This window comes from Rania fehmarnensis (assembly GCF_056494185.1).
Genome location: NZ_CM151398.1, coordinates 7,935,102 through 7,959,635, shown reverse-complemented (window position 1 = coordinate 7,959,635; position 24,534 = coordinate 7,935,102). Strand labels below are relative to the sequence as shown.

Sequence of the window (24,534 nt, the reverse complement as noted above, 5' to 3'; positions counted from 1 at the left end):
CCATACTAATTACGGGATTTCCCAGGCGAGCTACTGCAAGTTGCCTACTGCCCTTTTTTCAGTACTTTCTCCATCAAGAACGTATAGCTGTGCCGACTGTGCGACAAAAGGCTCAGGTCCATGATCGTCCATACACCTACCGATACCCGGGCACACAGGCAAAAACCAATACACTGAAGCGATACCACTATGCTCCACGCCACTGCTAGACCATAAATGCCGCAGTTGCGAGTTAGCAAAACACCAAGTGTAAACATGGCTATTGAAGTGCCGAGATTAATCCATAGAGCTTTTAACTGTTGGCCAGCCATCATCAACGTCAACTCGGCGGCTCCCGCGCACACAAACACAATCTGACCGATGCAGAGCAGACGCAGGATGTTGGCGCCTTCGACATAAAATGGCCCAAAGAGCAGCCCCAATATTTGCGGGGCGAAAGCAACAATCGGTATCGACACCAACAGGGCAGGTAGAGCTGCCATGGTGGCCGCCGAGCGCAGAATCCTTTGCAGTTCTTGAAGTTTGTTTTGGGCCCGCAATTCTGCAATCGAGGCGATTACAGTTAGATTGACTAATTGCATCGGAATGCCAATCAGCAACATCAACCGCCGAGCCGCACCATAGAGAGCCATGTCTTCATGCGAAACCATGGTTCCACCAATCCAGATATCAGCTTGGCCAGTTACGTACGACAAACATTGAGTCAACATCAAGGGCCAGCAGACCCATAACAAGGCTATCCAAGATAAATCAATGGTCGCAGGTGCGCCAGGCGCTTCGGTCAGTTCAAGCAAGCGACGATTGCCGATTGAAAACAGCGCTTTCACTGCCAACGGCATCACAGCACACAAAGAAATTGCACTGCACAACACGGCTTGTTCTAGACTGACAGGGGCCGTTAGGATGTATAGTCCCACTATCGACAAGATAAACAGCGTATTGCACAGGGGTCCGCCAAATTGGCCAGTCAACAAGATCGACCAACGCGAATCGTGAAAACTGCGTAGCAAAGCCGCACAAAGCTGAATGACTCCCCAAGCGACTACGCCGATGGCCAGCAGAAGTGCGACCCACTGAACATTCGGGATGTTAAAGAGTTGCTGACCAAACGCTTGCACAAATGCAAAGCATAGTGCGCCGCCGACCATCAGGGCTACGAATGCTAGAAGAAACCCGCGGCGTAGAATAAGTCTGACTTGCCGCAGATCACGCAAGCCAATACTCTCAGAAACAAAGCGTACCAACGCCGTATTGAGTCCGAACATGGCCATCAAAGTGGCAAATGTCAGGATACTGGCTAGTACGAAGTACAGACCAAAGTCGGCCGGCGATACAACCCGAGCCAGTACGACGTTGGCACCTATCGCCGTTGCAATCCCGACGACACGCCCACCCACGACCCAAACGCTCTCGCGAAGCAAACGCTTTTGAGTTCGTTTAGTTTCATTCAGCATCGCCTAGTCGCTCCTGGGGTCAGTGCCCAGTCGACTATCGTATTTGCTGCAGCATCAAAAAGCCATCAACATCCGGATCACAGTAGTCCACCAGCAGACTTGCCCGCGGTACAGCCGCTACCCAAGGCATAATCGGGCCCTTCCGAGCGCGGGGTCGGTTGAGAATTTGGTTAGCAGGTTCCCATTTATGAACGCAGAGACGCAGAGGATCGCAGAGAAGTAAGTCGAATGCAGACTGGCTGTGTTCTCAGCGTTTTCTCTGCGGACTCTGCGAACTCTGCGTTTCAATAAGCGTCATTGCCCGGACCTATGTCCGTACTTCATTACGGTGTTGGGCTCGGGAGAACTTTCGCCCTTCCGGGCGCGGGGTCGGTTGAGAATTTGGTTAGCAGGTTCCCATTTATAAACGCAGAGACGCAGAGGATCGCAGAGAAGTAAGTCGAATGCAGACTGGCTGTGTTCTCAGCGTTTTCTCTGCGGGCTCTGCGGACTCTGCGTTTCAATAAGCGTCATTGCCCGAGACTTGTGTCCGTGCTTCATTACGGTGTTTGGCTCGGGAGAACTTTCGCCCTTCCGGGCGCGGGGTCGGTTGAGAATTTGGTTAGCAGGTTCCCATTTATAAACGCAGAGACGCAGAGGATCGCAGAGAAGACATGTCGAACGCAGACTGGCTGTGTACTCAGCGTTTTCTCTGCGGACTCTGCGAACTCTGCGTTTCAATAAGCGTCATTGCCCGGACCTATGTCCGTACTTCATTACGGTGTTGGGCTCGGGAGAACTTTCGCCCTTCCGGGCGCGGGGTCGGTTGAGAATTTGGTTAGCAGGTTCCCATTTATAAACGCAGAGACGCAGAGGATCGCAGAGAAGTAAGTCGAATGCAGACTGGCTGTGTTCTCAGCGTTTTCTCTGCGGGCTCTGCGGACTCTGCGTTTCAATAAGCGTCATTGCCCGAGACTTGTGTCCGTGCTTCATTACGGTGTTTGGCTCGGGAGAACTTTCGCCCTCCCGGGCGCGAGGGCGGTTGAGAATTTGGTTAGCAGGTTCCCATTTATAAACGCAGAGACGCAGAGGATCGCAGAGAAGACATGTCGAACGCAGACTGGCTGTGTACTCAGCGTTTTCTCTGCGGACTCTGCGAACTCTGCGTTTCAATAAGCGTCATTGCCCGGACCTATGTCCGTACTTCATTACGGTGTTTGGCTCAGGAGGACCTTCGCCCTCCCGAGCGGGCCGCAATCGTTCAGAGCGGGCGCCGAGCGGCTGGGGACAGCCGCTCTACGGAGGTCAGGCTTTCGAAATCGCCGAACACTTCGTCGACCGCTGCGCTCGAGATCTTAGAGGACGAGTTGGCGGACGTCGAGGAAGTTACGAGACCGGAGCCGACCACGGGCAAACTAGTAGCCATCATCAACGGATTACCTGGCGGCACTTGTTGATTGACAACTTCTGCGCGCGAGTTTGTACGCGATGGCGAGTTTACTGTGGACAGTTGCACTGTGATGGGCTGCGGTGCCGCCAGACTTCCCAGGCTCATGGCATTGCCCGAGAGTTTCTCGGAAACGACCAGCTTCTCGCCGCGCGATTCAGCGACGCTGCCGATAGCGGGAATCGTAATTCGCCGTAGCACTCGATTGGCAATCACTGAGTTACGGATGGCCACGCCGTCCGAGTTGAGGACAAAGCCGTCTTTGTCGACGTCTCGATTGTTATCAATGGTTGCTACACCACCAATTGGGTTGACCATCACCAAGTCGGCATTGCTAACAAAGAAGGCTCCGGCCAGAACTTGTCCGTTCATTTCCCCCTGAAGGTGGCCGATATAATAATCGTCGGCTTGACTGAGACCAGTGTTGCTAGTGGGCAACACACGAATCTGTAGCCAGCGATTGGCAATCGCGTTATCGGGCCATTCGATGCGAACCCGCGCGGGTGTCGATGGTGTACCTGGGGTAACGATGATCGCCGAAGGTGTCGGCGCATCGGCCCAAGTGCTGGGCGCATTGGCGGTTTCATTGAAGTTCCCTTGTGGGCTCATCTTGAAACTAAAGTCGCTGGCCAAGAGCGAACTGGCAGTCAGGCCAGCGATATCGAATACCAGACCGTTAATACCACGAGTCGTATTGATCAAGTTTTCATAGGTCAAGACAACCGGGACCGCACCAGCCCGAGCCAAGTTCTTGTTGGGCGCAATCGCGGCATCAACGCTACTAGACGCAAAGCTGCTGCCCTTGTAGTAGAAACCAGTGTCGGCCACCGTCGTGAAAACATCAATGGTGAAGGTGACCTGGCTGGTATTGAATCCGTCATCGGCGGTGATGGTTACCGTCGCGTCATCGACACCGATCGTAGGAGTGTACGTCCAGCTCCATGTGCCATCGGCATTGCGAACAACATCACCGACAGAAGCGCTGAGCGTCACGATGGTCGATTCAGGATCACTCCAGTTTCCGTTGTTTGCCAAAACAGTAGACACATTGCCTGACACGTGTGACTCGGTCACCGTCAAGAGCGGCGACTCATTCACATTCGTGACATTGATAATCAGCGACTTTTCCAGTGTCAGTCCGGACGAATCCATCGTCCGCACACGAATGGAGTAACTGGCTTGCGACTCAAAATCAAAACTCGAGTTTGCCGTCAGCGTGTTCCCAGTGATGGTAAACGCATTGTTGTTGGTATCGCCAGCACCCGTCACTAACGTATAGATAAAGCTGCCCGGACCGTCAGGATCTGTAGTCGAGAAAGTTCCCACCGCGGTGTTGGCAGCTGAGTTCTCAGGAATCGATGACGCGCTGAGTAAAATGTCGGTTGGTGCTTCTTCGACGTTGGTGACCGTGATGACGAAGCTCTCTTCGAACATCAGTCCGCCTTGATCGGTAGTCCGCACCCGAACCGAGTAACTGCTCTGGGTTTCGAAGTCGAAGGCCAGATTAGCCGAGATTGAGTTACCTGCAAGGGTGAAAGAGCCGTTATCTGTACTGCCTGCTCCCGCGACAAGTGCGTAGGTGAAGGTTTGACCTGCGTCTTGGTCTGTCGACGAGAGTGTACCAATCACAGTATTGGCTGGTGAATTCTCGGCAATCGACGAGGCTGAGAGGGCGATGTCCGTGGGAGCTTCGTTGACATCGGTGACACCGATCACGAAGATCTCTTCGAACATCAGTCCACCTTGATCGGTAGTCCGCACACGAACCGAGTAACTGCTCTGGGTTTCGAAGTCGAAGGCCGAGTTGGCCGAGAGTGAATTACCTGTGATCGTGAAGACCGCGTTATCTGTGCTGCCAGTTCCAGCGACCAGTGTATAGGTGAAGGTTTGACCGGCATCTTGGTCGGTGGATGAGAGTGTACCAATCACCGTATTAGCTGGCGAATTCTCGGCAATCGACGAGGTCGAGAGGGCGATATCCGTGGGAGTTTCGTTGACATCGGTGACACCAATCACGAAGATCTCTTCGAACATCAGTCCACCTTGATCGGTAGTCCGCACCCGAACCGAGTAACTGCTCTGGGTTTCGAAGTCGAAGGCCGAATTGGCTGAGAGCGAGTTACCTGTAAGGGTGAAGAGGGCGTTATCAGTACTGCCTGTTCCAGCGACAAGTGCATAGGTAAACGATTGACCTGCATCTTGGTCGGTGGATGAGAGCACCCCAATTGCGGTGTTAGCTGGCGAGTTCTCGGCAATCGTCGTAGCGGACAGGGCGATGTCCGTGGGCGCCTCGTTGACATCGGTGACGCCAATCACGAAGATCTCTTCGAACATCAGTCCGCCTTGATCGGTAGTCCGCACCCGAACCGAGTAACTGCTCTGGGTTTCGAAGTCGAAGGCTAGGTTAGCCGAGAGCGAATTACCTGTAAGGGTGAAGAGGGCGTTGTCTGTGCTGCCTGCTCCAGCGACCAGTGTATAGGTAAACGATTGACCTGCATCTTGGTCGGTGGAGGATAGCACCCCAATGGCGGTGTTAGCTGGCGAGTTCTCGGCAATCGACGTAGCTGACAGGGCGATATCCGTGGGAGCTTCGTTGACATCGGTGACACCAATCACGAAGATCTCTTCGAACATCAATCCACCTTGATCGGTGGTCCGCACACGAACCGAGTAACTGCTCTGGGTTTCGAAGTCGAAGGCCAGGTTAGCCGAGAGCGAGTTACCTGTAAGGGTGAAAGAGCCGTTATCTGTACTGCCTGCTCCAGCGACCAGTGCGTAGGTGAAGGTTTGACCTGCGTCTTGGTCTGTCGACGAGAGTGTACCAATCACAGTATTGGCTGGTGAATTCTCGGCAATCGACGAGGCTGAGAGGGCGATGTCCGTGGGCGCTTCGTTGACATCGGTGACGCCAATCACGAAGATCTCTTCGAACATCAGTCCACCTTGATCGGTGGTCCGCACACGAACCGAGTAACTGCTCTGGGTTTCGAAGTCGAAGGCCGAATTGGCTGAGAGCGAGTTACCTGTAAGGGTGAAGAGGGCGTTATCCGTACTGCCTGTTCCAGCGACCAGTGCGTAGGTGAAGGTTTGACCTGCATCTTGGTCTGTCGACGAAAGCGTTCCAATCACAGTATTGGCGGGCGAATTCTCGGCAATCGACGAGGCCGAGAGGGCGATGTCCGTGGGAGCTTCGTTGACATCGGTGACACCAATCACGAAGATCTCTTCGAACATCAGTCCACCTTGATCGGTAGTCCGCACCCGAACCGAGTAACTGCTCTGGGTCTCGAAGTCGAAGGCCGAATTGGCTGAGAGCGAGTTACCTGTAAGGGTGAAGAGGGCGTTATCAGTACTGCCTGTTCCAGCGACAAGTGTATAGGTAAACGATTGACCTGCATCTTGGTCGGTGGATGAGAGCACTCCAATTGCGGTGTTAGCTGGCGAGTTCTCGGGGATGGTTGCAGCTGACAGGGCGATATCCGTGGGCGCTTCGTTAATGTCCAGCACATCGACGACTAAGGACTTTTCGAAGAACAAACCGCCTTGGTCTGTAGTGCGAATACGCACTGCGTAGCTGTTCTTGGCTTCGAAATTGAAGCCTTCTTTGGCCACAAGTGTCGCACCGCTGATGGTGAAGGCGCCATTGTCAGTGCTGCCGGTTCCGGTCACCAGCGTGTAGGTAAACGTATTGTCAGCATCCTGGTCGGTTGAGGTGAGAGATCCGACAACTGTATTGGACGCCGAGTTTTCGGCAATGCTGCTGGGTGCAAGTTGCAAATCGGTGGGTGCCTCGTTGACGTCGGTCACCATGATAGTGAACACCCGCTCGAACATCAGCCCCAGGTTATCGGTCGTGCTAACACGAATGGAATAGCTAGACTTCGTCTCGAAATCAAACGCTGCCGTAGTGGTCAGCTGGCCACCGCTGATCGCAAAGAAGCTGTTATCCGCATCGCCAGTCCCGCTTACCAGGCTATAGACCGGCGTGCTGGTTTCATCCACATCGCTGGTATCAAACAGCCCAACAAGCGAGGTCGCCGGCATGTTCTCAGCGATGGAAGCCGAAGACAACGTCGTATCCGCAGGCTCTGGATCAACCAATTGCACCCGGAACTGATAGTCGACCGGATCTGGATTGCCGAACACGCCTTCGAACATTAGGGTGTAGGTACCGTCAAGTGGTACGGTAAGGGTACCTATATCTGCATACTGATACGTTGACACCATGGATCGCCCAAGTGGATCAAACAAGTGCCAGGTAGCATTGTAAGTTACTGGTGATTGAGTGTCGAAGTAGAAGCGTTCACCCGCGCTGGCGTCGAAGCGATATATATCGGTGTTGCTGCCCGGAACAAGTTGACCAGTAATCGTCGTTCCGGGACTAAATGGGGTAATGGCAGCGACGTCCGATAGACGGAATTCGTAGTTTCCCGTGGCGTCACCGTTTCCGTACACCAATAGAGCATATTGTCCCGCGGTGAGGCTGAGTATAGAGCTAGACGAGCCCGACCAGCCGATACCGTCATCGCTGATGCCACGGTTAGGGACCACGGTTCCTGACGGTCCCACTAGTGTCCAGTTGATAGCCCCACTCGCATTCAACGTATCAAAATACAATTGACTGTCGGCAGACAGAGTAAATGTATAGCGATCAATTGCACCTACTGTGTCGATTGAATCGTCGTAGCTGGTGCCAAGAGTTAGCAGAATGTCACCGCCGTCGATTACTGGCTGAACGTTGAAGGTGTAGTCAACCGGATCTGGATTGCCGAACACGCCTTCGAACATCAGCGTGTAGGTACCGTCAAGTGCTACAGTAATAGTGCCCATATCTTCGTACTGATACGTCGACGCTATCGATCGCCCCAGAGGATCAAACAAGTGCCAGGCAGCATTGTAGGTTGCTGGTGATTGGGAATCGAAATAGAAACGCTCACCAGCGCTGGCGTCGAAGCGATAGATATCGGTATTGTTACCGGGGAAAAGCTGAGAAGTAATCGTCGATCCAGGACTAAATGGGGTAATAGCAGCGATGTCTGATAGACGGAATTCATAAGAGCCCGTGGCCTCACCGTTTCCGTACACCAATAGAGCATATTGTCCCGCGGTGAGGCTGAGTATAGAGCTAGACGAGCCCGACCAGCCGATACCGTCATCGCTGATGCCACGGTTAGGGACCACGGTTCCTGACGGTCCAACTAGTGTCCAGTTGATAGCCCCGCTCGTATTCAATGCATCAAAATACACTTGACTGTCGGCAGACAGAGTAAAGGTATAGCGATCAATTGCACCTGCTGTGTCGATTGAATCGTCGTAGCTGGTGCCAAGAGTTAGCAGAATGTCGCCGCCGTCGATTACCGGCTGAACGTTGAAGGTGTAGTCAACCGGATCTGGATTGCCGAACACGCCTTCGAACATCAGCGTGTAGGTACCGTCAAGTGCTACAGTAATAGTGCCCATATCTTCGTACTGATACGTCGACGCTATCGATCGCCCCAGAGGATCAAACAAGTGCCAGGCAGCATTGTAGGTTGCTGGTGATTGGGAGTCGAAATAGAAACGCTCACCAGCGCTGGCGTCGAAGCGATAGATATCGGTATTGTTACCGGGGAAAAGCTGAGAAGTAATCGTCGATCCAGGACTAAATGGGGTAATAGCAGCGATGTCTGATAGACGGAATTCATAAGAGCCCGTGGCCTCACCGTTTCCGTACACCAATAGAGCATATTGTCCCGCGGTGAGGCTGAGTATAGAGCTAGACGAGCCCGACCAGCCGATACCGTCATCGCTGATGCCACGGTTAGGGACCAGGGTTCCTGACGGTCCCACTAGTGTCCAGTTGATAGCCCCACTCGCATTCAACGTATCAAAATACAATTGACTGTCGGCAGACAGAGTAAATGTATAGCGATCAATTGCACCTGCTGTGTCGATTGAATCGTCGTAGCTGGTGCCAAGAGTTAGCAGAATGTCGCCGCCGTCGATTACCGGCTGGACGTTGAAGGTGTAGTCAACCGGATCTGGATTGCCGAACACGCCTTCGAACATCAGCGTATAGGTACCGGTAAGCGGTACGGTGATGGTACCCATATCTGCATACTGATACGTCGACACCATGGATCGCCCCAGAGGATCAAACAAGTGCCAGGCGGCATTGTAGGTTGCCGGCGATTGGGAGTCGAAATAGAAACGCTCACCAGCGCTGGCGTCGAAGCGATAGATATCGGTATTGTTACCGGGGAAAAGCTGAGAAGTAATCGTCGATCCAGGACTAAATGGGGTAATAGCAGCGATGTCTGATAGACGGAATTCGTAAGCACCCGTGACACCGCCTGGTCCCTGCACTGATAGACCGTAGTCGCCCGTTGGCAAGCTGAGTAACTGACTGCCTGAACCCGACCAGTGAATTCCATCACTTTCGAACAGTTGATTATCGATCACTGTCCCGGTGGGGCCCATTAGTGTCCAGGAGATACCCCCGGTCGATGAAAGTGCGTCGAGGTACAACAGGCTGTCAGCAGACAATGTAAACGTGTATTGATCAACTTCGGAACTATCCGAGATCAAGTCAGTCACCAGGTCACCCAAGTTCAAGGGTGAACCAATGAACGGTTCAGGCGGAACATTGTCAATGAAATCAACTTGAAATTCGTACGCGAGATCGCCTGAATCGTAGAGGTAACCTTCGATCAAAAGATAGTATTCTCCGCCCACCGCCAGTCGCACATCCGTGGCATCCGTTCCTTGACTGGACGTGAAGATGATTTGCCCATACGGATTGATCAGCCGCCAGATGGCATTCGGCGACGACTCGACCAGAGAATCAAAGTTGAAGGCATCTCCCGCGGTGGCATTCAATGTGTAAACGTCGGTCTCGCCTGCAGGGGTGAGTATCTGGGCCACAGGAGAACCAAGTGTAATTGCTGAGCCAGCCGAGGCCAGTTCGAGCACTTGGAACGAGTAGTCTCCGGTACTGCCATTGTCGCCTGAGACAGTCAGCAAGTAATCGCCGGCAATTAGTCCAGGAGTCGGATTGCTAATCGATTGGTCCTGATCTATGCGGCGATTTGAGAAATGCGTTCCGGCGGGGCCTTGCAGAGTCCACAGGAAATCACCGTTAACTGACAAGGCATCAAAATGCAGATAACTTTTACTGGCCAGCGAAAAACTGTAAACATTCTCATCGCCCACATCAGAAATCGCGCCTGCAACTGGAGTGTTCAGCGGCAACGGCGTGGTGGCAACCACGATCTGATGAATGGAGAACGCATAATCGACTGGGGGCGTATCACCATAGTAACCTTCGACCAAGAGCGTGTAGTTACCGGTCAATGGCACCTGAGCTTGCATATCGCTACCGGCCCCACTGCTAACCACTGGCCGCCCCAGCGGATCGAGCAATTGCCAGCGTGCATTGCTGACGTCGGCATCCTGGGCATCGAAATAGAATCGCGTTCCAGCGGCGGCCGAGAATTGGTAAGCATGCGTCTCCGAAGTAGGGTCAAGCGTACCTGAGGTGACACTATCGAGAGTTAGCGAAGGCGCACTTCCCAAGTTCAGCACTTGGAACGAGTAGTTGCCAACCGTTTCCCCGTTACCATCAACGGTCAGCACATAATCTGCGGCAGGCAGGCTGAAGGTCATGGGATAGCCATTCCGCCAGTCGTAACTTAAGTCCTGACCGAAGAACGTGGTACCACCCAGACCGGTTAGAGACCACGAGATACCACCATCAGATGAGAACGGCTCAAAATACAGAAGGCTGGTGCTGGCCAGCGAGAAACTATACACATCGACTGCACCAGGTTCGTCAATAGAATCTGTGTACGGTGTGTCAAGCACGAGCGGAATAACCGGTGAGGCCTGAATCTTGCTGACTACAAACGAGTAGTTGACCAGTTCCGTGTCATCAAAGTAACCTTCGATTAAGAGCGTGTAAGTGCCGGTTAGTGGCACTTGAGTTTGCATATCGCTACCAGCGCCAGCAGACGTGATTTCGCGTCCTAATGAATCGCGCAAGCGCCATTGGGCGTTAGCTACGTCAGCGTCCTGTGAATCGAAGAAGAAACTCTCACCAGCAGTAGCCGAGAATTTGTACGCATGTGTCTCCGAAGCAGGGTCCAGCGTGCCCGAGGTAACGCTGTCGAGAACTAGCGCAGGCGCATTTCCCAAGTTCAGCACTTGGAACGAGTAGTTGCCAACGGTTTCTCCGTTACCATCAACGGTCAGCACATAATCCCCGACGGGCAGGCTGAAGGTCATGGGATAGCCATTGCGCCAGTCGTTACTCAAGTCATGGCCGAAGAACGTGGTACCACCCAGACCGGTTAGAGACCACGAGATACCACCATCAGAAGATAACGGCTCAAAATACAGCAGACTGGTGCTGGCCAGCGAGAAACTGTACACATCGACTACACCTGGTTCGTCAATAGAATCTGTGTACGGTGTGTCAAGCACGAGCGGAATAACCGGCGAGACCTCAATTTTGCTAACTACAAACGAGTAGTCGACCAGTTCGGTGTCATCAAAGTAACCTTCGATCAAGAGCGTGTAAGTGCCGGTTAGTGGCACTTGAGTTTGCATATCGCTACCAGCGCCAGCAGAGGTGATTTCGCGTCCTAATGAATCGCGCAAGCGCCATTGGGCGTTAGCTACGTCAGCGTCCTGTGAATCGAAGAAGAAGCTCTCACCAGCAGTAGCCGAGAACTTGTAGGCATGCGTTTCCGAAGCAGGGTCAAGCGTGCCCGAGGTGACGCTGTCGAGAACCAGCGCAGACGCGATTCCCAAGTTCAGCACTTGGAATGAGTAGTTGCCAATCGTTTCTCCGTTGCCATCAACGGTCAGAATATAATCACCGGTGGGCAGGCTAAAGGTCATGGGATAGCCATTCCGCCAGTCGTAACTCAAGTCGTGACCGAAGAACGTGGTACCACCCAGACCGGTTAGAGACCACGAAATACCACCATCAGACGAAAACGGCTCAAAATAGAGCAGACTGGTGCTGGCCAGTGAGAAACTGTACACATCGACTGCACCTGGTCCAGAGATCTCGCCCGCAACCAGCGTATCGAAAACTAGCGGCACAACTGGCGAGACTTCGATGCTGTGTACGGCGAACGAATAGTCGACGGCGGTCAAATCATAAAAATATCCTTCAATCAGCAGCGTATAAGTGCCGGTCAAGGGAACTTGAACTTGCATATCGATCACAGCCCCGCTGGACGCAACTTGTCGCCCTGCTGGATCAAGCAGCAACCAGCGCGCATTGCCTACTTCAGCATCCAGAGAATCCACATAAATCGAATCTCCTGCCGTCAATTCGAACTTGTAGGCGTGAGTCTCCTGAACCGGATCCAAGGTGTCGGTCGTCACCGCCTCCAATGCAACTGGTGTCGCGGTTGCCAAGTTGAGTACCGTGAAGGAGTAATCCCCGACGGTTGCATCCACCCCATCGATCGTGAGCTGGTAGTCGCCTGCGATGAGCTGAAAGTCAGATCTATAGCCGGCCCACCAGTCATATTCCAATGGTCGATCGATCACGACCACGCCATCTGGACCGCGCAGACTCCAGGTAATACCGCCGGTTGTCACCAGATTATCGAAGTAAACGAGCGAGTCAGTGGCTAACGTGAATTGATAATCGTCTTGCTCGTCTGCGACTGAAATCGAAGACGAAATCGTTTCCCCCAGAGTCAGTGGAGCTCCAACAACTGGGGTTGGTGGATTGTTCGTAACGTAGTCCACCTGAAAGCTGTACGACAACTCCCCTGCATCGGCGGTGTTGCCATCGATCAGCAGCAGGTATTCGCCGGCTAAAACAAGACTGATGTCAGTCGCATCGTTACCCAGTCCCGTGGCAAATACATCGCGTTCCAGTGGATCGAGCAACCGCCAGGCAGCATTCAGTGGATCGGCCGTCAGAGCATCAAAAGAATACACGTCGCCCGCGTTGGCATTAAAGCGGAATGCGTTCAAAGCCCCAGCCGGATTGAGAGTTCCATCGACCTGCGTGCCCAGCGTAATCGCGGTGGGTGTATGCAAATCAACAAGCCGAAAGGAGTAGCCAAAAGTCGACTCGGACTGCGATGCAAAGTCGAGCGAATAATCGCCGGCAGGCAGGTTCAGAACCAGTGTCTGACTTGTCAGATCGCGAAGCGGAACGAAAGTCTCGAAATCGTTCTTCAACGTCCATGCGACGGAAGCATCCGCCGTTAAACCGTCGATCGCCACGCGCGTCGGTTGGCTGAGACTGAACTCATATTGGTCCAGATCGCCCACCGTACCCATGGTTTCGTGGACTTCTTGGCCCAACGCCAAACCATACAGCATGGTTCGCAGTTCTAGCTGTTCTACCGTACTGCGTCGCGCGAGTCTGCGTTTGCGGTTTATATTCTTGCGATTATGACGGGACTTCTGCGCGCTGGCCGAGGGTGGGACTTGCGAAAACAAGCTGCCAATTGACATTGTCCGATTCCTGAGGGTTAGATGGTCATCAACTTAGCTCTCAGGAAACATATCAATTTTCAAAGAGTATGTAAGCCGGCAAGTTGCCTCGCGACAAAATTAACCATCGCCTCCGTCAATAACGCGACAAGACAAACTCCTTTTGGCACCATTGGTTGCATTTTGATAAGAGTGAACAAATGGTATGCTACTTCTGGTTGGTTGAGCATCTACTTGCTCGATGTCAAAAACGCTAGCAGATCGCGCAAGTCATGATCGGTTAATTGATCTACCAGTCCCGTAGGCATCAGGGAAGACTTGAGCTCTTTGCGTTGCACAACGTCGCTCTTTTGAAAGACGCGTTCCTTGCCGATCGCATCGCGATAAACGTCCACACTGGACGAACGCAGTAAGATCCCAGTGAATACATTGCCATCATTTAGCTCCAGAGCAGTGGCAAAATATTGTGGAGCGACATCGCGATTTGGTTCCAGTAGAGAGCGTAACAACTGAGCCCGATCGCCCTGCAACGCTACCAGGCTCAAGTCGGGACCGACCACGTTGCCGCGGCCTGAATGACGATGACAGTTGGCGCACTGGCTACTTTGCGAGTCATGAAAGATGCGTCGCCCCGAGTCAGGATCTGCTGTTCCTGGTAGACTGTCCAGTCGCTGCAGCCATGCCAGGGTATCGTTGGCTGAAGGTCGACCGCGTTTCCACTTCGCAGGCGAAAGCACGGCCGCTATATGTTCAGCCGAGTCGGGGTATCGCTGCACAAGTTCAGTCAACTTGGCTTGCGTCGATTCATCGAGCGTAGAGGCGCGCAGGCCGCGCAGGGCTGTGTGACGCACCGACAGATTTGTATCTGTGGCCAGTTTAACGAGTAACTCGAGTTGTTCCGCTCGAGCCTTGCCCACGCTGGATTGACCCAGACCTGCGATAGCGTCCAGGTGCAGCTCTGAATCAATATTCTCACGCTGAGCGATCTCCATCAACATCTGCCAGGCCTCAGCATTTTGGAGCGTGCCCAGACTGCGCACGACTTCCAGACACAAATAGCGATCGCCAGCAGCATACAAATCTCTCAGCAGCTGCACATCGATCTTGGGATGATGGACTGGCGCCAAACGCAGGGCGTAGCTCTTGATCTTCGCGGGAGTTGAGGGATCAAGCAGTTTGGTAATCAAGACCTCGGGATCAGTGACACCTGCGCCCGGATTACCATGGAGTGTATTCCACGTGGCTAAAGCTGCTTCAAAAATTGTGTAGTCCAGTTCGGAGCTACGTAACAGCTCTTCAACGTCAGCTGTGAATTGTGTTAGCACGCCATCGGCAATCCAGCGCAAGAGTTCAAAGCGAATCTTCGGATCCTTATCCGACCACAGGGCGCGCACCCATTTATCGTCTTGCAAGTCTTGGCGGCGTAGAGCGACCAAGGTCCACAACCGATCACCGCTCGGCATCTTGGTTAGCGCCTCAGGCGTTAGTTCACTGCTCTGCGCGGCAATAGCCGTGAGAGCCGCGTCGGCCAGGTAGGCATCTTGACCACTTGCCAGTTGCAACAACTCGGGCAGCTTGAGCACAGATTTTCCAGAGCGCAGGCTGGCCGCTAAGGTGGCTTCAGCATTTAATGGCTCGGGTTGTGTTTTGACCCAGGGGCTCGCGCGATCGATGCTGATTTTCCATAACCGCCCGCGCTGATGTAGTTCATACGAACTGAATACCCAATCGGTAACAAAGAAATCGCCCGTCGGCCCAACAGCCATAGCCACTGGCCGAAAGTACTCACTGCCGGTAATGACTTCGATGCGTTGCGAAGTATAGCCGGCGCCTTGCCGCTGGAGCGGGAAGTACTCGATGGCATGGTTGCTCCATGACGGAATCAATACGCCGCCGCCCAGTTGCACGATCGCGCTCGGACCTTCACCGCATGGATAGATCATGCCCAGCGTTCCACGCAGTTCTCCATTCCAAGCGACGAAGGGATGTACTGGGGCGCTACCGTAGACCCACTGGTATCCATAGTCGGCGCCTTCGATGATCTGCAGCAAGCGGCACGGTGGTCGGCTGCCTGGATCGTTTTCGGCGGCGAAGATCTCGCCATCAGATCGAACAACTAAACCGAACGGATTCCAAAAACCTCGCGCGATCCTGCGCATGCTCGTGCCGTCAGCCTTGATCCAAAACACACCGCCTTCACCACGACCGCTGACCTTCGATCCATCGCGAGCCGTTAATGTCCAGTCTTTGCCAAAGTTCTCTCCAAGTGAAAAGACCAGGCTGCCATTGGGATGCCAGGCCATACCGCTCAGCCCGTTATGTGGATAGTCGGATACTGTATCCAGCACAGCCACATTCTCTTCGAGATCGCCGACACCATCGTTATCCGTATCTTTGACGCGCAGGATGCGATCGCGTTGGCTCAGGTAGACCCAGCCATCCTCGCCCAGTTTGATATGCATGGTGGCCTTGGTCCGATTGTAGAACACACGGCGATGTTGCCCCTCTTTATCGAAAACTAACACCTCGTCATGCTCAGGTCCGGGGTAGCCTTCGGGCCTAAAGTGCGTATGACAAGCGACCAACCACACATTTCCTTGAGCATCGACATCGATGCCCGTCGGTGTCACTAGTGCCGGATGCTCGGCGAGCAAAGTCATGTTGACTCCACTCTGATGAGTCTGAATCTCCGCTGCCAATTCTGCTGGCACCGCAGGCGGCTTGGGGGCTGCAGCTTGTCCATGAGCCAAGCGAGCTGGTCCCCAGGAGACCATCAACGCCAGCGTCACCACCATCGTAGGATGTATCGCTCGATCCATAGCCGCCACTACTCATTTCTCGCACAGGGATATTTGATCTGCCCGATGACTCGTGCCGGACATTGTATTTCACTAGCAAGCCTCAGTGGGCCACAAGGACATTTAGAGAATCTTTTGTCCATGCGGGAAAATTTCGGGAATATCAGTATGTCGCCAAACGTTAAACAAAAGAGCAGACGACGCCATAACCCGAGTATCGAGAAGGAGATCACCATGACCAAACCAACTTTGCTCGCAGCCATGCAAATGCTCATCAAGCTGGTGTCACTGATTGGAGTGCTGCCCCTGGCCCCGGTGGTCCTACTCTGCTGGGCAGCCTACTATGCGAACCTTCTAACCAAATTTTCGACCGACCGCGCGCCCGGGAGGGCGAAGGTCCTCCTGAGCCAAACACCGCTATGAAGCGCGGACATAGTGCCGGGGGGAGTTGTAGAGCGGCTGTCCCCAGCCGCTCAGCACCCGCTCTGAACGATTACATGATGGAACGGGATGGCGGAAGGTCCTCCTGAGCCAAACACCGCAATGAAGCACGGACATAGTCCCGGGGGAGTGTAGAGCGGCTGTCCCCAGCCGCTCAGCACCCGCTCTGAACGGCCTGATAGTAGGGTGTTATTGCAGGGCTAGCAATTTGGAAGTCTATGCCACAGATCACAGGCTGGAAGCCTATGCCACAGATTCACACAGGCTGGAAACCTATGCCACAGATTCACACAGGCTGGAAGCCTATGCCACAGAAGAACACAGGCTGGAAGCCTATGCCACAGAAGAACACAGGCTGGAAGCCTATGCCACAGTTACTTGGTCAAGCGAATAATATAGAGGTCTCTGGCTGATGAACCCGGTGCTGAGAATAGTTTGCCATCGGCGCTGATGGCTAGGGTTTGCACGTAGCCGGAATCACCGACTGCTTGGACGTGCACGCGTTGGGCTTTCTTGACGTCCCAAATGTTCACCTTGGCGTTACCGCCGCTGAGCAGTCGCGAGCCGTCGGGAGTAAACTCCATCGACCACTGAATTTCATTGCCGACTAGCGGTTGAAGTTCGCGGCCCGTTTCTAGATTCCATACCCGAATGTTGTAGGTATCTCCGACGGCGATGGTCGAACCATCGGGAGAGATCGCTGCTGCCTGGCCGCTGGACCACGAGCGGGTCAGCATGCGTCGCTTCTTGATCTCTTGCTTGGCAATATCGAAATCAATCAGCGCGCCGCCATCGGTGGCTTGTAGTGTGCGACCGTTCTTGTTGATGAACACGGCTTTGACTTTGCCTTCGAAACCAGGAATGCTGGCGACTTCGTCGCCGGTTTCCAACTCCCAATAACAAGCCTTTTTGTCTTCGCCACCAGAGATGACATACTTGTTGTCATTGGAAACGAACATGCATACGACCTCTTTGGTGTGGCCAGCAAATTGTCCCACTTGCTTCAGCATGCCTTCGTCGGAGACGGAGTAGACGATGATTTGACCAGAGGCGCCACCGGCCAGTAAGAACTTGCTATTGGCAGAGAACGTGCAGCACGAGACCTGGCCGAGCATCTCCAGTTTGTCGAGCGAACCCGCTTCGCTCTGATTGGCAATGTCGAACAGCACCAGAGCTCGATCGTTCTTGCCCGCAGCCACGAACTTGCCATTGGGCGAAATGGCCAGCGATTTGACTCCCCAGTTCAGATCGGTGAACTTGGCGACTTCGCTGCCATCGATCGGGCCACCTGCTTTCGGTCGACCGCTGCGTGGACTGGCATTGTTACCCGAAGCCATATTGTTTGAGCCAGCCGCGGCTCGTGGCGCAGGTTTGCGAGCTTCGCTGGAATCGGTTTTCACGCTCAATCGCACATCGATATCGACATTCAGCTTCAGCTCCACGGCGGCTTCGGTAAACATCGATTTAAAGACATCGCGCTTCATAGTACCGCCCGGAATCAGCAAGGAACTAAAGGCGCGGGCTACGTTCCGGGTATCGGCCAGTCGCTTCTTGAACTCATCGGCGGTCAAACCGAACTCGCAGGCAACTTGTGGCAAATCGATCTCTTGGTCGAAGTTGCTGGCCATAGCGGATACCGGCTCACCGCTGCGACTGAGACTGTTGATACCCAGAGCCCGCAGAGCCTGTGCAAATCTCTGACCATCTTTGTCGAAGACTTCGTCAAGTTCTGCTGCTTCGCGATAAAGGGCCAAGATGTCATCGGCCTCGGCGAATGCGTTGCGATTGGCGCGCACTGCGCCTCCCACTTCGTCTCTTTTAGGGATCACGCCGGTGTAATGGCAGGACATGCACGAGACGCCGTTGGTAACTGTTTTGTCAGGGCGTTTGGGATCGCTGACGATGCTGGTGGGGCCTTGATCGATACGCTTGCCGGCATCATCGACCAGCAGATAACCTTGCAGACCGTTGGGCAAGCTGAAGATGATCTCGCCGCCATCGTGTTTAAAATTTTCTTGAGCCCCTGTGGGACCCAGTGGATATTGAAACAGGTTTTGCTGGCCGATACTGCCACCAAAGTCGTAACTCTTCCAATAACTGCCGTAGGGTGACTTGTGCCATTCGATCAAGCGATTGTTTTGAGAAACGCCCGAGCGATTGAAGGCTGCTCGAATGGCACGCTCTTGCTGAATGTTGGACGCCACGTTGACTCGCAGCATATCTTCCAGGGCAGCGTCGGTCTCGGGCAAGTTCAACAGCACATGATACAAGGGTGGCTTGGAGGCCGCGAACACGAACCAGTCGATGCGCACGTAGGGCATCTCGGTTTGGGTTTCTGTCACTGAATTCTTGAAGGCTGGCGATGCGAGTTTCAAGAAGTAGGGATTCGCTTTCTCGATGGCTTGCCACATCTCACCGTTCCAGTGCAGATCGCGAATGTCGATCGCCATTACGGTGCGGGCTGCATCGATGGGCCGCGGCAGAACCATCGTCGTATTCCAACTTAGACTGTTGATCAGTTTGGAAAACGCATTGCGATAGGTTTGTAGTTCGTCTTCTGACACGCCCGCATTATAAAGATGCGTCAAAGTAAAGTAGCGCATGAAGCGGCGTGAGCGTTCGCCTTGCTTGGCCACGTCCGCGTAGATCGCATCGACCACTTGATCATGGGTGATGAACGGTCGAACTTCTTGTTTGGGTTTGACTGGACTGCCTGCATTGATCCAGGCTTCGATCGTTTCCAGATCTTCCTGGGATGGTCGTGGCTCTTCGCCGATCGGCGGCATGACGCCTTCGTCTTTGGCTTTCATGCGTTGCAGCAGCAATGACTGTTTGGCTTGACCAGGCTTGGCCATCGTGGTGGCCAGCTTGCCAAGATTGCTCACGAAGTTGAATCCCCCTTCACTCGCGCCGTCCTCGCCATGGCAGCGGTAGCAACCAGCTTTCAAGATCGACTCGACGCGCTCGGCCAGCTGTAGTTTGTCGGTAGGCAACGATGCGGCGGATATCCCAGCTGAACCTGGCGAAGACGGCTGTGCATCGCTAGTCGATGGCTGCGTGGGCTGGCCCTTGGCTGGCGCTCGAGTGCTGGTTTGTGATTTGATGAAATCCTGATCAGCCTGGCACAACTTATTGAATGGCACCGTGATGATCGATCCATCTGGCTTTTCCAGAATGACCTTATCCCCGCGGACGGTCACCAGCTCAGCCACAATTTTATGTTTGCCCGTCGCGTCGAGCCATTCACGGGACATGGCCAGCGTTGGGAGCAAACAAACCAGGATGGCAAATGCGAACAGGGATTCAACAAATGGTCTCATGAGAAACCTTGGGAGGTGAAAGGCAGTGTCTCCTTTTGCTCAGCAAAAGGAATTTGCATTTTCGGGAAGCGAAACGAGTTGGCCGCTGGAGGGCTGTGACGAGCGTGCCTTTCGCGGAGCGAAAGGAGACGCTTATTGTAAACGAAAGTTGTCAGCTAAGTCTACGAACATTATATTCTGGCGACTCTCCTGGTTCATGGCGACCTCCAGGATTGCTTGCGTCATGAGTTCAAAGTATGCAAACAACTGGGCCGAGGGAACATGAGCAATTTTTCGTTTTCGATTGACGGCCCGATTGTTGGTCTGTATCTGCTGCTGACGATGTGGGCCGGCATCTATGTACGCAAGTATGTTAGCCGCGTCGAAGATTTTCTGGTGGCTGGCCGCGAAATGAATCTCTACTTGGGAATCGCCTCATTGGCAGCTACCGAGTTTGGCATTATCACTTGCATGTACACTTCGCAAGCTGGATACAATCATGGCTTCGCCGGCGCCATGCCAGGTATTTGCCAGGCGATTGCCATGTTCGTCGTAGGCACGACGGGGTTTTGCGTCAAGCCGCTGCGCGAATCGGGAGCGATGACGCTGCCGGAACTATTCGAACAACGTTTCGGAAAATTTGTGCGCTGGCTCGCCGGTGTGGTGATCGTCATGGGCGGCCTCTTGAATATGGGCGTCTTCCTGAAGATTGGTGGCGAGTTCTTGTGCCTGGTGTGCGGGTTCGATATTCGCTACCTGGCATTGATGATGGGTGTCTTGCTGACCTTGGTCGTGATCTACACAGTACTGGGCGGTATGTTGTCAGTGCTCGTCACCGACTTCCTGCAGTTTATCGTCATGAGCGCAGGAATTCTGATCGTGACCGTGATGATTGTCTACCAGATTGGCATCGACAAAATATTCGGTACAGTTGAACAGTATCATGGGGCAGGCGGGTTCAATGCCTTGGTCAATCCTAATCTTGGATGGACGTATGTACTGTTTCAGATCTTAGGCACAACTGCCGCAACGCTGACCTGGCAAGCCACGATCTCCAGATTGCTGGCAGCCAAAGATGCCAGGACTGGTCAGCAGATTTATACGCGCACCAGTTTCTTCTTTGTGTGTCGCTGGATCTTGCCCGGCGTGTGGGGAATCGCAGCCCTGGCTACCCTAGGCTGGCATCCGCTGAATGAATTGACGGATGCTCAGAGGTCCGCTATTCCGGCGAGTGTTCAAGCCAAGATTGAAGCCTCTGCAGTCGGCAAGCCGCTGGCCGGGTTAAGCAGCGCTGAAGTGGCCGCAATCGATAGTGCCAGCGTTACCAGAATCAGCGATGCATCGCTGCATGCCATGCCGAAGTTCTTGAGCACGTTTCTTCCGATAGGCATCATGGGACTGCTGGTGGCAGCCATGTTGGCTGCGGATATGTCCACCGATTCGAGTTACATGTTGGGTTGGGGTAGTGTCATCTACAACGACATTCTCGCCCCCTTTCGTCGTCGCCCGTGGCCACACAGTCGAGCCATTTTGTGGAACCGCTGCATCGTGGCATTGATTGGTGTTTATCTGTTTGTGTTCGGATTGATGTATCAACTCGAAGGCGACGTTTGGTCGTTCATCTTGCTCACCGGATCGATCTACTTGTCGAGCATTACAGTGCTGTTGATCGCTTGCTGTTATTGGTCGCGAGCCAACAACTGGGGAGCGATTGGTTCGATTCTGCTGGGCGCAATAGTGCCGATCGCGCATTTAGCCATGCAGAAGATTCCCGCTACCAAGGACCTGGCCGCCTCTTTTGGTTCCGACGCAGCCGGTATCGCCGCCTTTGTGGCGTCGGCCTTGGGTATGATCATCGGTTCGCTGCTCAAACCACGCACGAAGGAAGCTCAATAATGATCGCGCACCCATTCTGGTCGCTACTGCTGCTCGCCTGTGTCGTCTGGTACTCGACGATCACCATCTACGTAGCCATTCAAGGCCTTAGCGATATCCGCAAGATGCTCAAGTTGTTGTCGGAAAGAAAATAGCCTGTAGAGCGGCTGTCCCCAGCCGCTCAGCACCCGCTCTGAGCGCACGGTCGGTGGAGAATTTGGTTAGCAGGTCCCTATTTGGAAACGCAGAGACGCAGAGGATCGCAGAGAATACCAAAATCGGATGATTCAATTAAATGGTCTTCTCTGCGAACTCTGCGAACTCTGCGTTTACTGCGCGGATGCGAGGGCTTGTACTTCTGCGTTGCTGCGTAAACCAAAAGCTGTAAAGCGTCGATTGCGGTGAATCCAACTGGCCGCCAGCTGATCGTCAGTCCCGAAGACATCGATCTTTCGATTGTCGTTACTGATCAATTGCCTGGCTGCCTGGCCATATTGAACTTTGCTCGACTGACCATGTTCGAGGACCAAGAACTCGGAGTTGTCCGTTCGCCGACATAGCAGCGCTGCACAGTTGCATTTGCCAGGAGCACAAGTGCACTTGCCTTGTTTGCATAAGCATTCAGGTAGCTTGAGCACTTTAGCCGATACCAGCCTGGCATCTTTGGGTAACGCGATCGAACTGAGCGGTTGATAGCCCAACAGTTGTTGGGCTTCATGTAAGTCAACATCTTGGCCTGAATATTCTTTGGCGAGTTCCTGTAAGGCTTGCGTAGGTTGACCTGCATATACGCTGACGACGCGCGAGTAATCGATCACGATCTCTCGGCTGTCTGGCGTGTCGGTCAGCGGAAAGGCGAGCCACACAAATAGGCTAGCTGCCAGGGCCAATCCTAAAACAAGCAGGCGATTGCTACGGCCACCTTGTCGCCGGCTTGGAGTTGTACTGCTCGAAGTCGTATTGCTGGAGACGCTAACCTGGTTGTTCAAACTCTCGCAGAGTTTCGACCACGCGGGCGCCGGAGCGCACGGCTGGTCGCACGCGCTGATCATGGATGATAGAGACTGAAACCTGGCCAGCTCGGAGTGGCAGGCCGGGCACGACTCAATATGACAGCGGCACTCGTTCATTTCCGCTGGGCTCAATTGGCCGTCGAAGTAGCTCGAGAGGTTGGCGGAGACTTGTTGGCAGTTCAATTCTTAGCCCTCCCATCCCAATTGTTTCAGTGCCTCACGCAGCTCGCGTCGAGCTTTGTTCAAGCGTGACCCGACGGTTCCTACAGGAATATCCATGATTTCAGCAATTTGTTCGTAGGGTAATTTGTCGACTTCCTTGAGTTGAATCACGATCCTTAAGTGATCATCCAACTTAGCCAGCGCCATCTCGAGCAACTCGCGCATTTCAAGTTGGTGTCGCCGTGGTTGAAAAGCAACCGTTGATTCATCAAGTTCCAAAGTGGCTCGTCTTCGCTCACGTCGGAGGTATTGCAACGCCTGATTGACCGCCAAGCGGTAGACCCAGGTGGAAAAACTTGCTTCTGCCTGGTAGCTATCCAGCTTGGCAAAAACCTGGATGAATACATCCTGAGTCACATCGTCGGCCGCCGTTTCCCCCACGATCCTGCGCACCAAGTTATGTACGCGACCGCCCAGCAGCTCATAAACTTGCTGTTGACTCTCACGATCGCCACTGGCAGCGCGCCGAATTGCGTCAGTACTTAATGTCATTCTCGCTCACAGCTGTACCTCACTGCGGAAATCTACAGCGGAAACATAACCCCCAATGGCAACTCGCGACGTCCAGTGCTTACACACCTTAGATGCCCAGGGCGGGTTCATCCTTCACGCTAAACATAGAATTCTTCGTGAAGTTTCACAATCCGCAAACTCAATTGTTCGTTGTTCTGCGAAAGGCGGTTGTTGGCACGTTGTTTGATTGAGCAACATCATCGCTCAGGTCAATTTTGGGCTTTGGGGTTTGATTCAAGATTCTGTGACTATGGGAGAAGTGTTATGAGTTTGGGATTGTTACTGAATGCTGGTTGTTGCTTGGCGCTGCTGGGAGCCGTTCACATGGTGGCCAAGGAGGAGCACAATGAACATATGACCAAGTGCGCCAAGACGTGCGCCGACTGCGCATTGGAATGCGACGCGTGTTCGACGCATTGCCTAGGTCTGCTGGGTGAAGGCCAGAAAGAGCACCTACGAACCGCTAAACTGTGCGTTGACTGTGCTGAATGCTGTAAAACGTGCGCCAGCCTCTGCGCGCGTCAGAGCGAACTATCGCGTCCGATGCTCGAATGCTGCGTCAAGAGTTGTACGCAATGCGCAGAAGCCTGCGAAAAATTCCCCGACGATAAACACATGGCCCAGTGCGCTAAGACTTGTCGCCAGTGCGCCAAGGAATGCAAAGCCATGCTCGAAATGCTCGGCAAATAATCAGCTCTGTAAGGCAAACTATCTAAAACTGTGGCCCGGCATCCGCTGGGCCACAGTAGATGGACGAGCGACGCTTCTTTACTCAGTGACGCAGCACTCGCATACGCACTGCGCGCACAGACATACGTCGTCTTCGCAATCACAACCCTTGTCCACGCAGCAGGCGGCGCCGCTACAGGCCTGAGTTTTCTGAGCTACCGGGGTAGCTGATGCGCTCGACCAGGTAACCGCTGCCGCCAGAGCCGCAATGGCCAGCCCACCGCCTAACACAGACTTCAACATCGATTTGTCTCCCAACAAGTTTACCGTGCGGCCGCGCAAACCATTCGCATCAGCCTTACCAGTTAGATGCCCGAG

The 24,534-nt window shown here is 53.7% G+C and carries 11 protein-coding genes; 4 read left to right on the top strand and 7 right to left on the bottom strand.

The window, feature by feature from the left end; genetic code table 11:
* Positions 1–44: 44 nt before the first annotated feature.
* From SH573x_RS27060 to SH573x_RS27050, 3 genes are all read right to left on the bottom strand, one after another.
* Entirely contained in the window at positions 45–1,454 is a 1,410-nt protein-coding gene (locus SH573x_RS27060; RefSeq protein ID WP_479351178.1) for a lipopolysaccharide biosynthesis protein, read from the bottom strand.
* Between the two features lie 1,240 nt (positions 1,455–2,694).
* Complete coding sequence (locus tag SH573x_RS27055; RefSeq protein WP_479351177.1) at positions 2,695–13,347, bottom strand: beta strand repeat-containing protein; 10,653 nt, start codon at positions 13,345–13,347, stop codon at positions 2,695–2,697.
* 209 nt (positions 13,348–13,556) lie between these two features.
* Positions 13,557–16,145 (bottom strand): PVC-type heme-binding CxxCH protein, encoded by a 2,589-nt coding sequence (locus tag SH573x_RS27050; protein WP_479351176.1) that lies wholly within the window; start codon positions 16,143–16,145, stop codon positions 13,557–13,559.
* A 213-nt stretch (positions 16,146–16,358) separates the two neighbouring features.
* Between SH573x_RS27050 and SH573x_RS27045 the strand changes: the two genes are divergently transcribed.
* Entirely contained in the window at positions 16,359–16,547 is a 189-nt protein-coding gene (locus tag SH573x_RS27045) for a hypothetical protein (protein WP_479351175.1), read from the top strand.
* Positions 16,548–16,939: 392 nt separating this feature from the next.
* Here the strand turns inward: SH573x_RS27045 and SH573x_RS27040 are convergent, their stop codons facing one another.
* Entirely contained in the window at positions 16,940–19,885 is a 2,946-nt protein-coding gene (locus SH573x_RS27040) for an SHD1 domain-containing protein (RefSeq protein ID WP_479351174.1), read from the bottom strand.
* Positions 19,886–20,146: 261 nt separating this feature from the next.
* On the opposite strand from SH573x_RS27040, the gene SH573x_RS27035 reads away from it, so the two are divergent.
* A complete protein-coding gene (locus SH573x_RS27035; RefSeq protein ID WP_479351173.1) occupies positions 20,147–21,760 on the top strand; it encodes a sodium:solute symporter family protein in 1,614 nt (537 codons plus the stop codon).
* Positions 21,760–21,894: a hypothetical protein gene (locus SH573x_RS27030; RefSeq protein ID WP_479351172.1), complete on the top strand. Its 135-nt coding sequence runs from the start codon at positions 21,760–21,762 to the stop codon at positions 21,892–21,894. Before SH573x_RS27035 ends, SH573x_RS27030 begins: the two co-directional genes overlap by 1 nt.
* A 174-nt stretch (positions 21,895–22,068) precedes the next feature.
* On the opposite strand, the gene SH573x_RS27025 is transcribed toward SH573x_RS27030, so the two are convergent.
* Both SH573x_RS27025 and SH573x_RS27020 read right to left on the bottom strand, forming a co-directional pair.
* Entirely contained in the window at positions 22,069–22,935 is an 867-nt protein-coding gene (locus SH573x_RS27025; RefSeq protein ID WP_479351171.1) for an anti-sigma factor family protein, read from the bottom strand.
* 3 nt (positions 22,936–22,938) lie between these two features.
* Positions 22,939–23,466 carry an RNA polymerase sigma factor gene (locus SH573x_RS27020; protein WP_479351170.1) on the bottom strand — a complete coding sequence of 176 codons (528 nt, stop codon included), beginning with the start codon at positions 23,464–23,466 and terminating at the stop codon, positions 22,939–22,941.
* Positions 23,467–23,751: 285 nt separating this feature from the next.
* On the opposite strand from SH573x_RS27020, the gene SH573x_RS27015 reads away from it, so the two are divergent.
* Positions 23,752–24,177, top strand: coding sequence for a four-helix bundle copper-binding protein (locus SH573x_RS27015; RefSeq protein ID WP_479351169.1), 426 nt, complete (start codon positions 23,752–23,754; stop codon positions 24,175–24,177).
* A 78-nt stretch (positions 24,178–24,255) separates the two neighbouring features.
* Here SH573x_RS27015 and SH573x_RS27010 read toward each other — a convergent pair whose 3' ends face one another.
* Positions 24,256–24,459: a hypothetical protein gene (locus tag SH573x_RS27010; protein WP_479351168.1), complete on the bottom strand. Its 204-nt coding sequence runs from the start codon at positions 24,457–24,459 to the stop codon at positions 24,256–24,258.
* Positions 24,460–24,534: the final 75 nt, after the last annotated feature.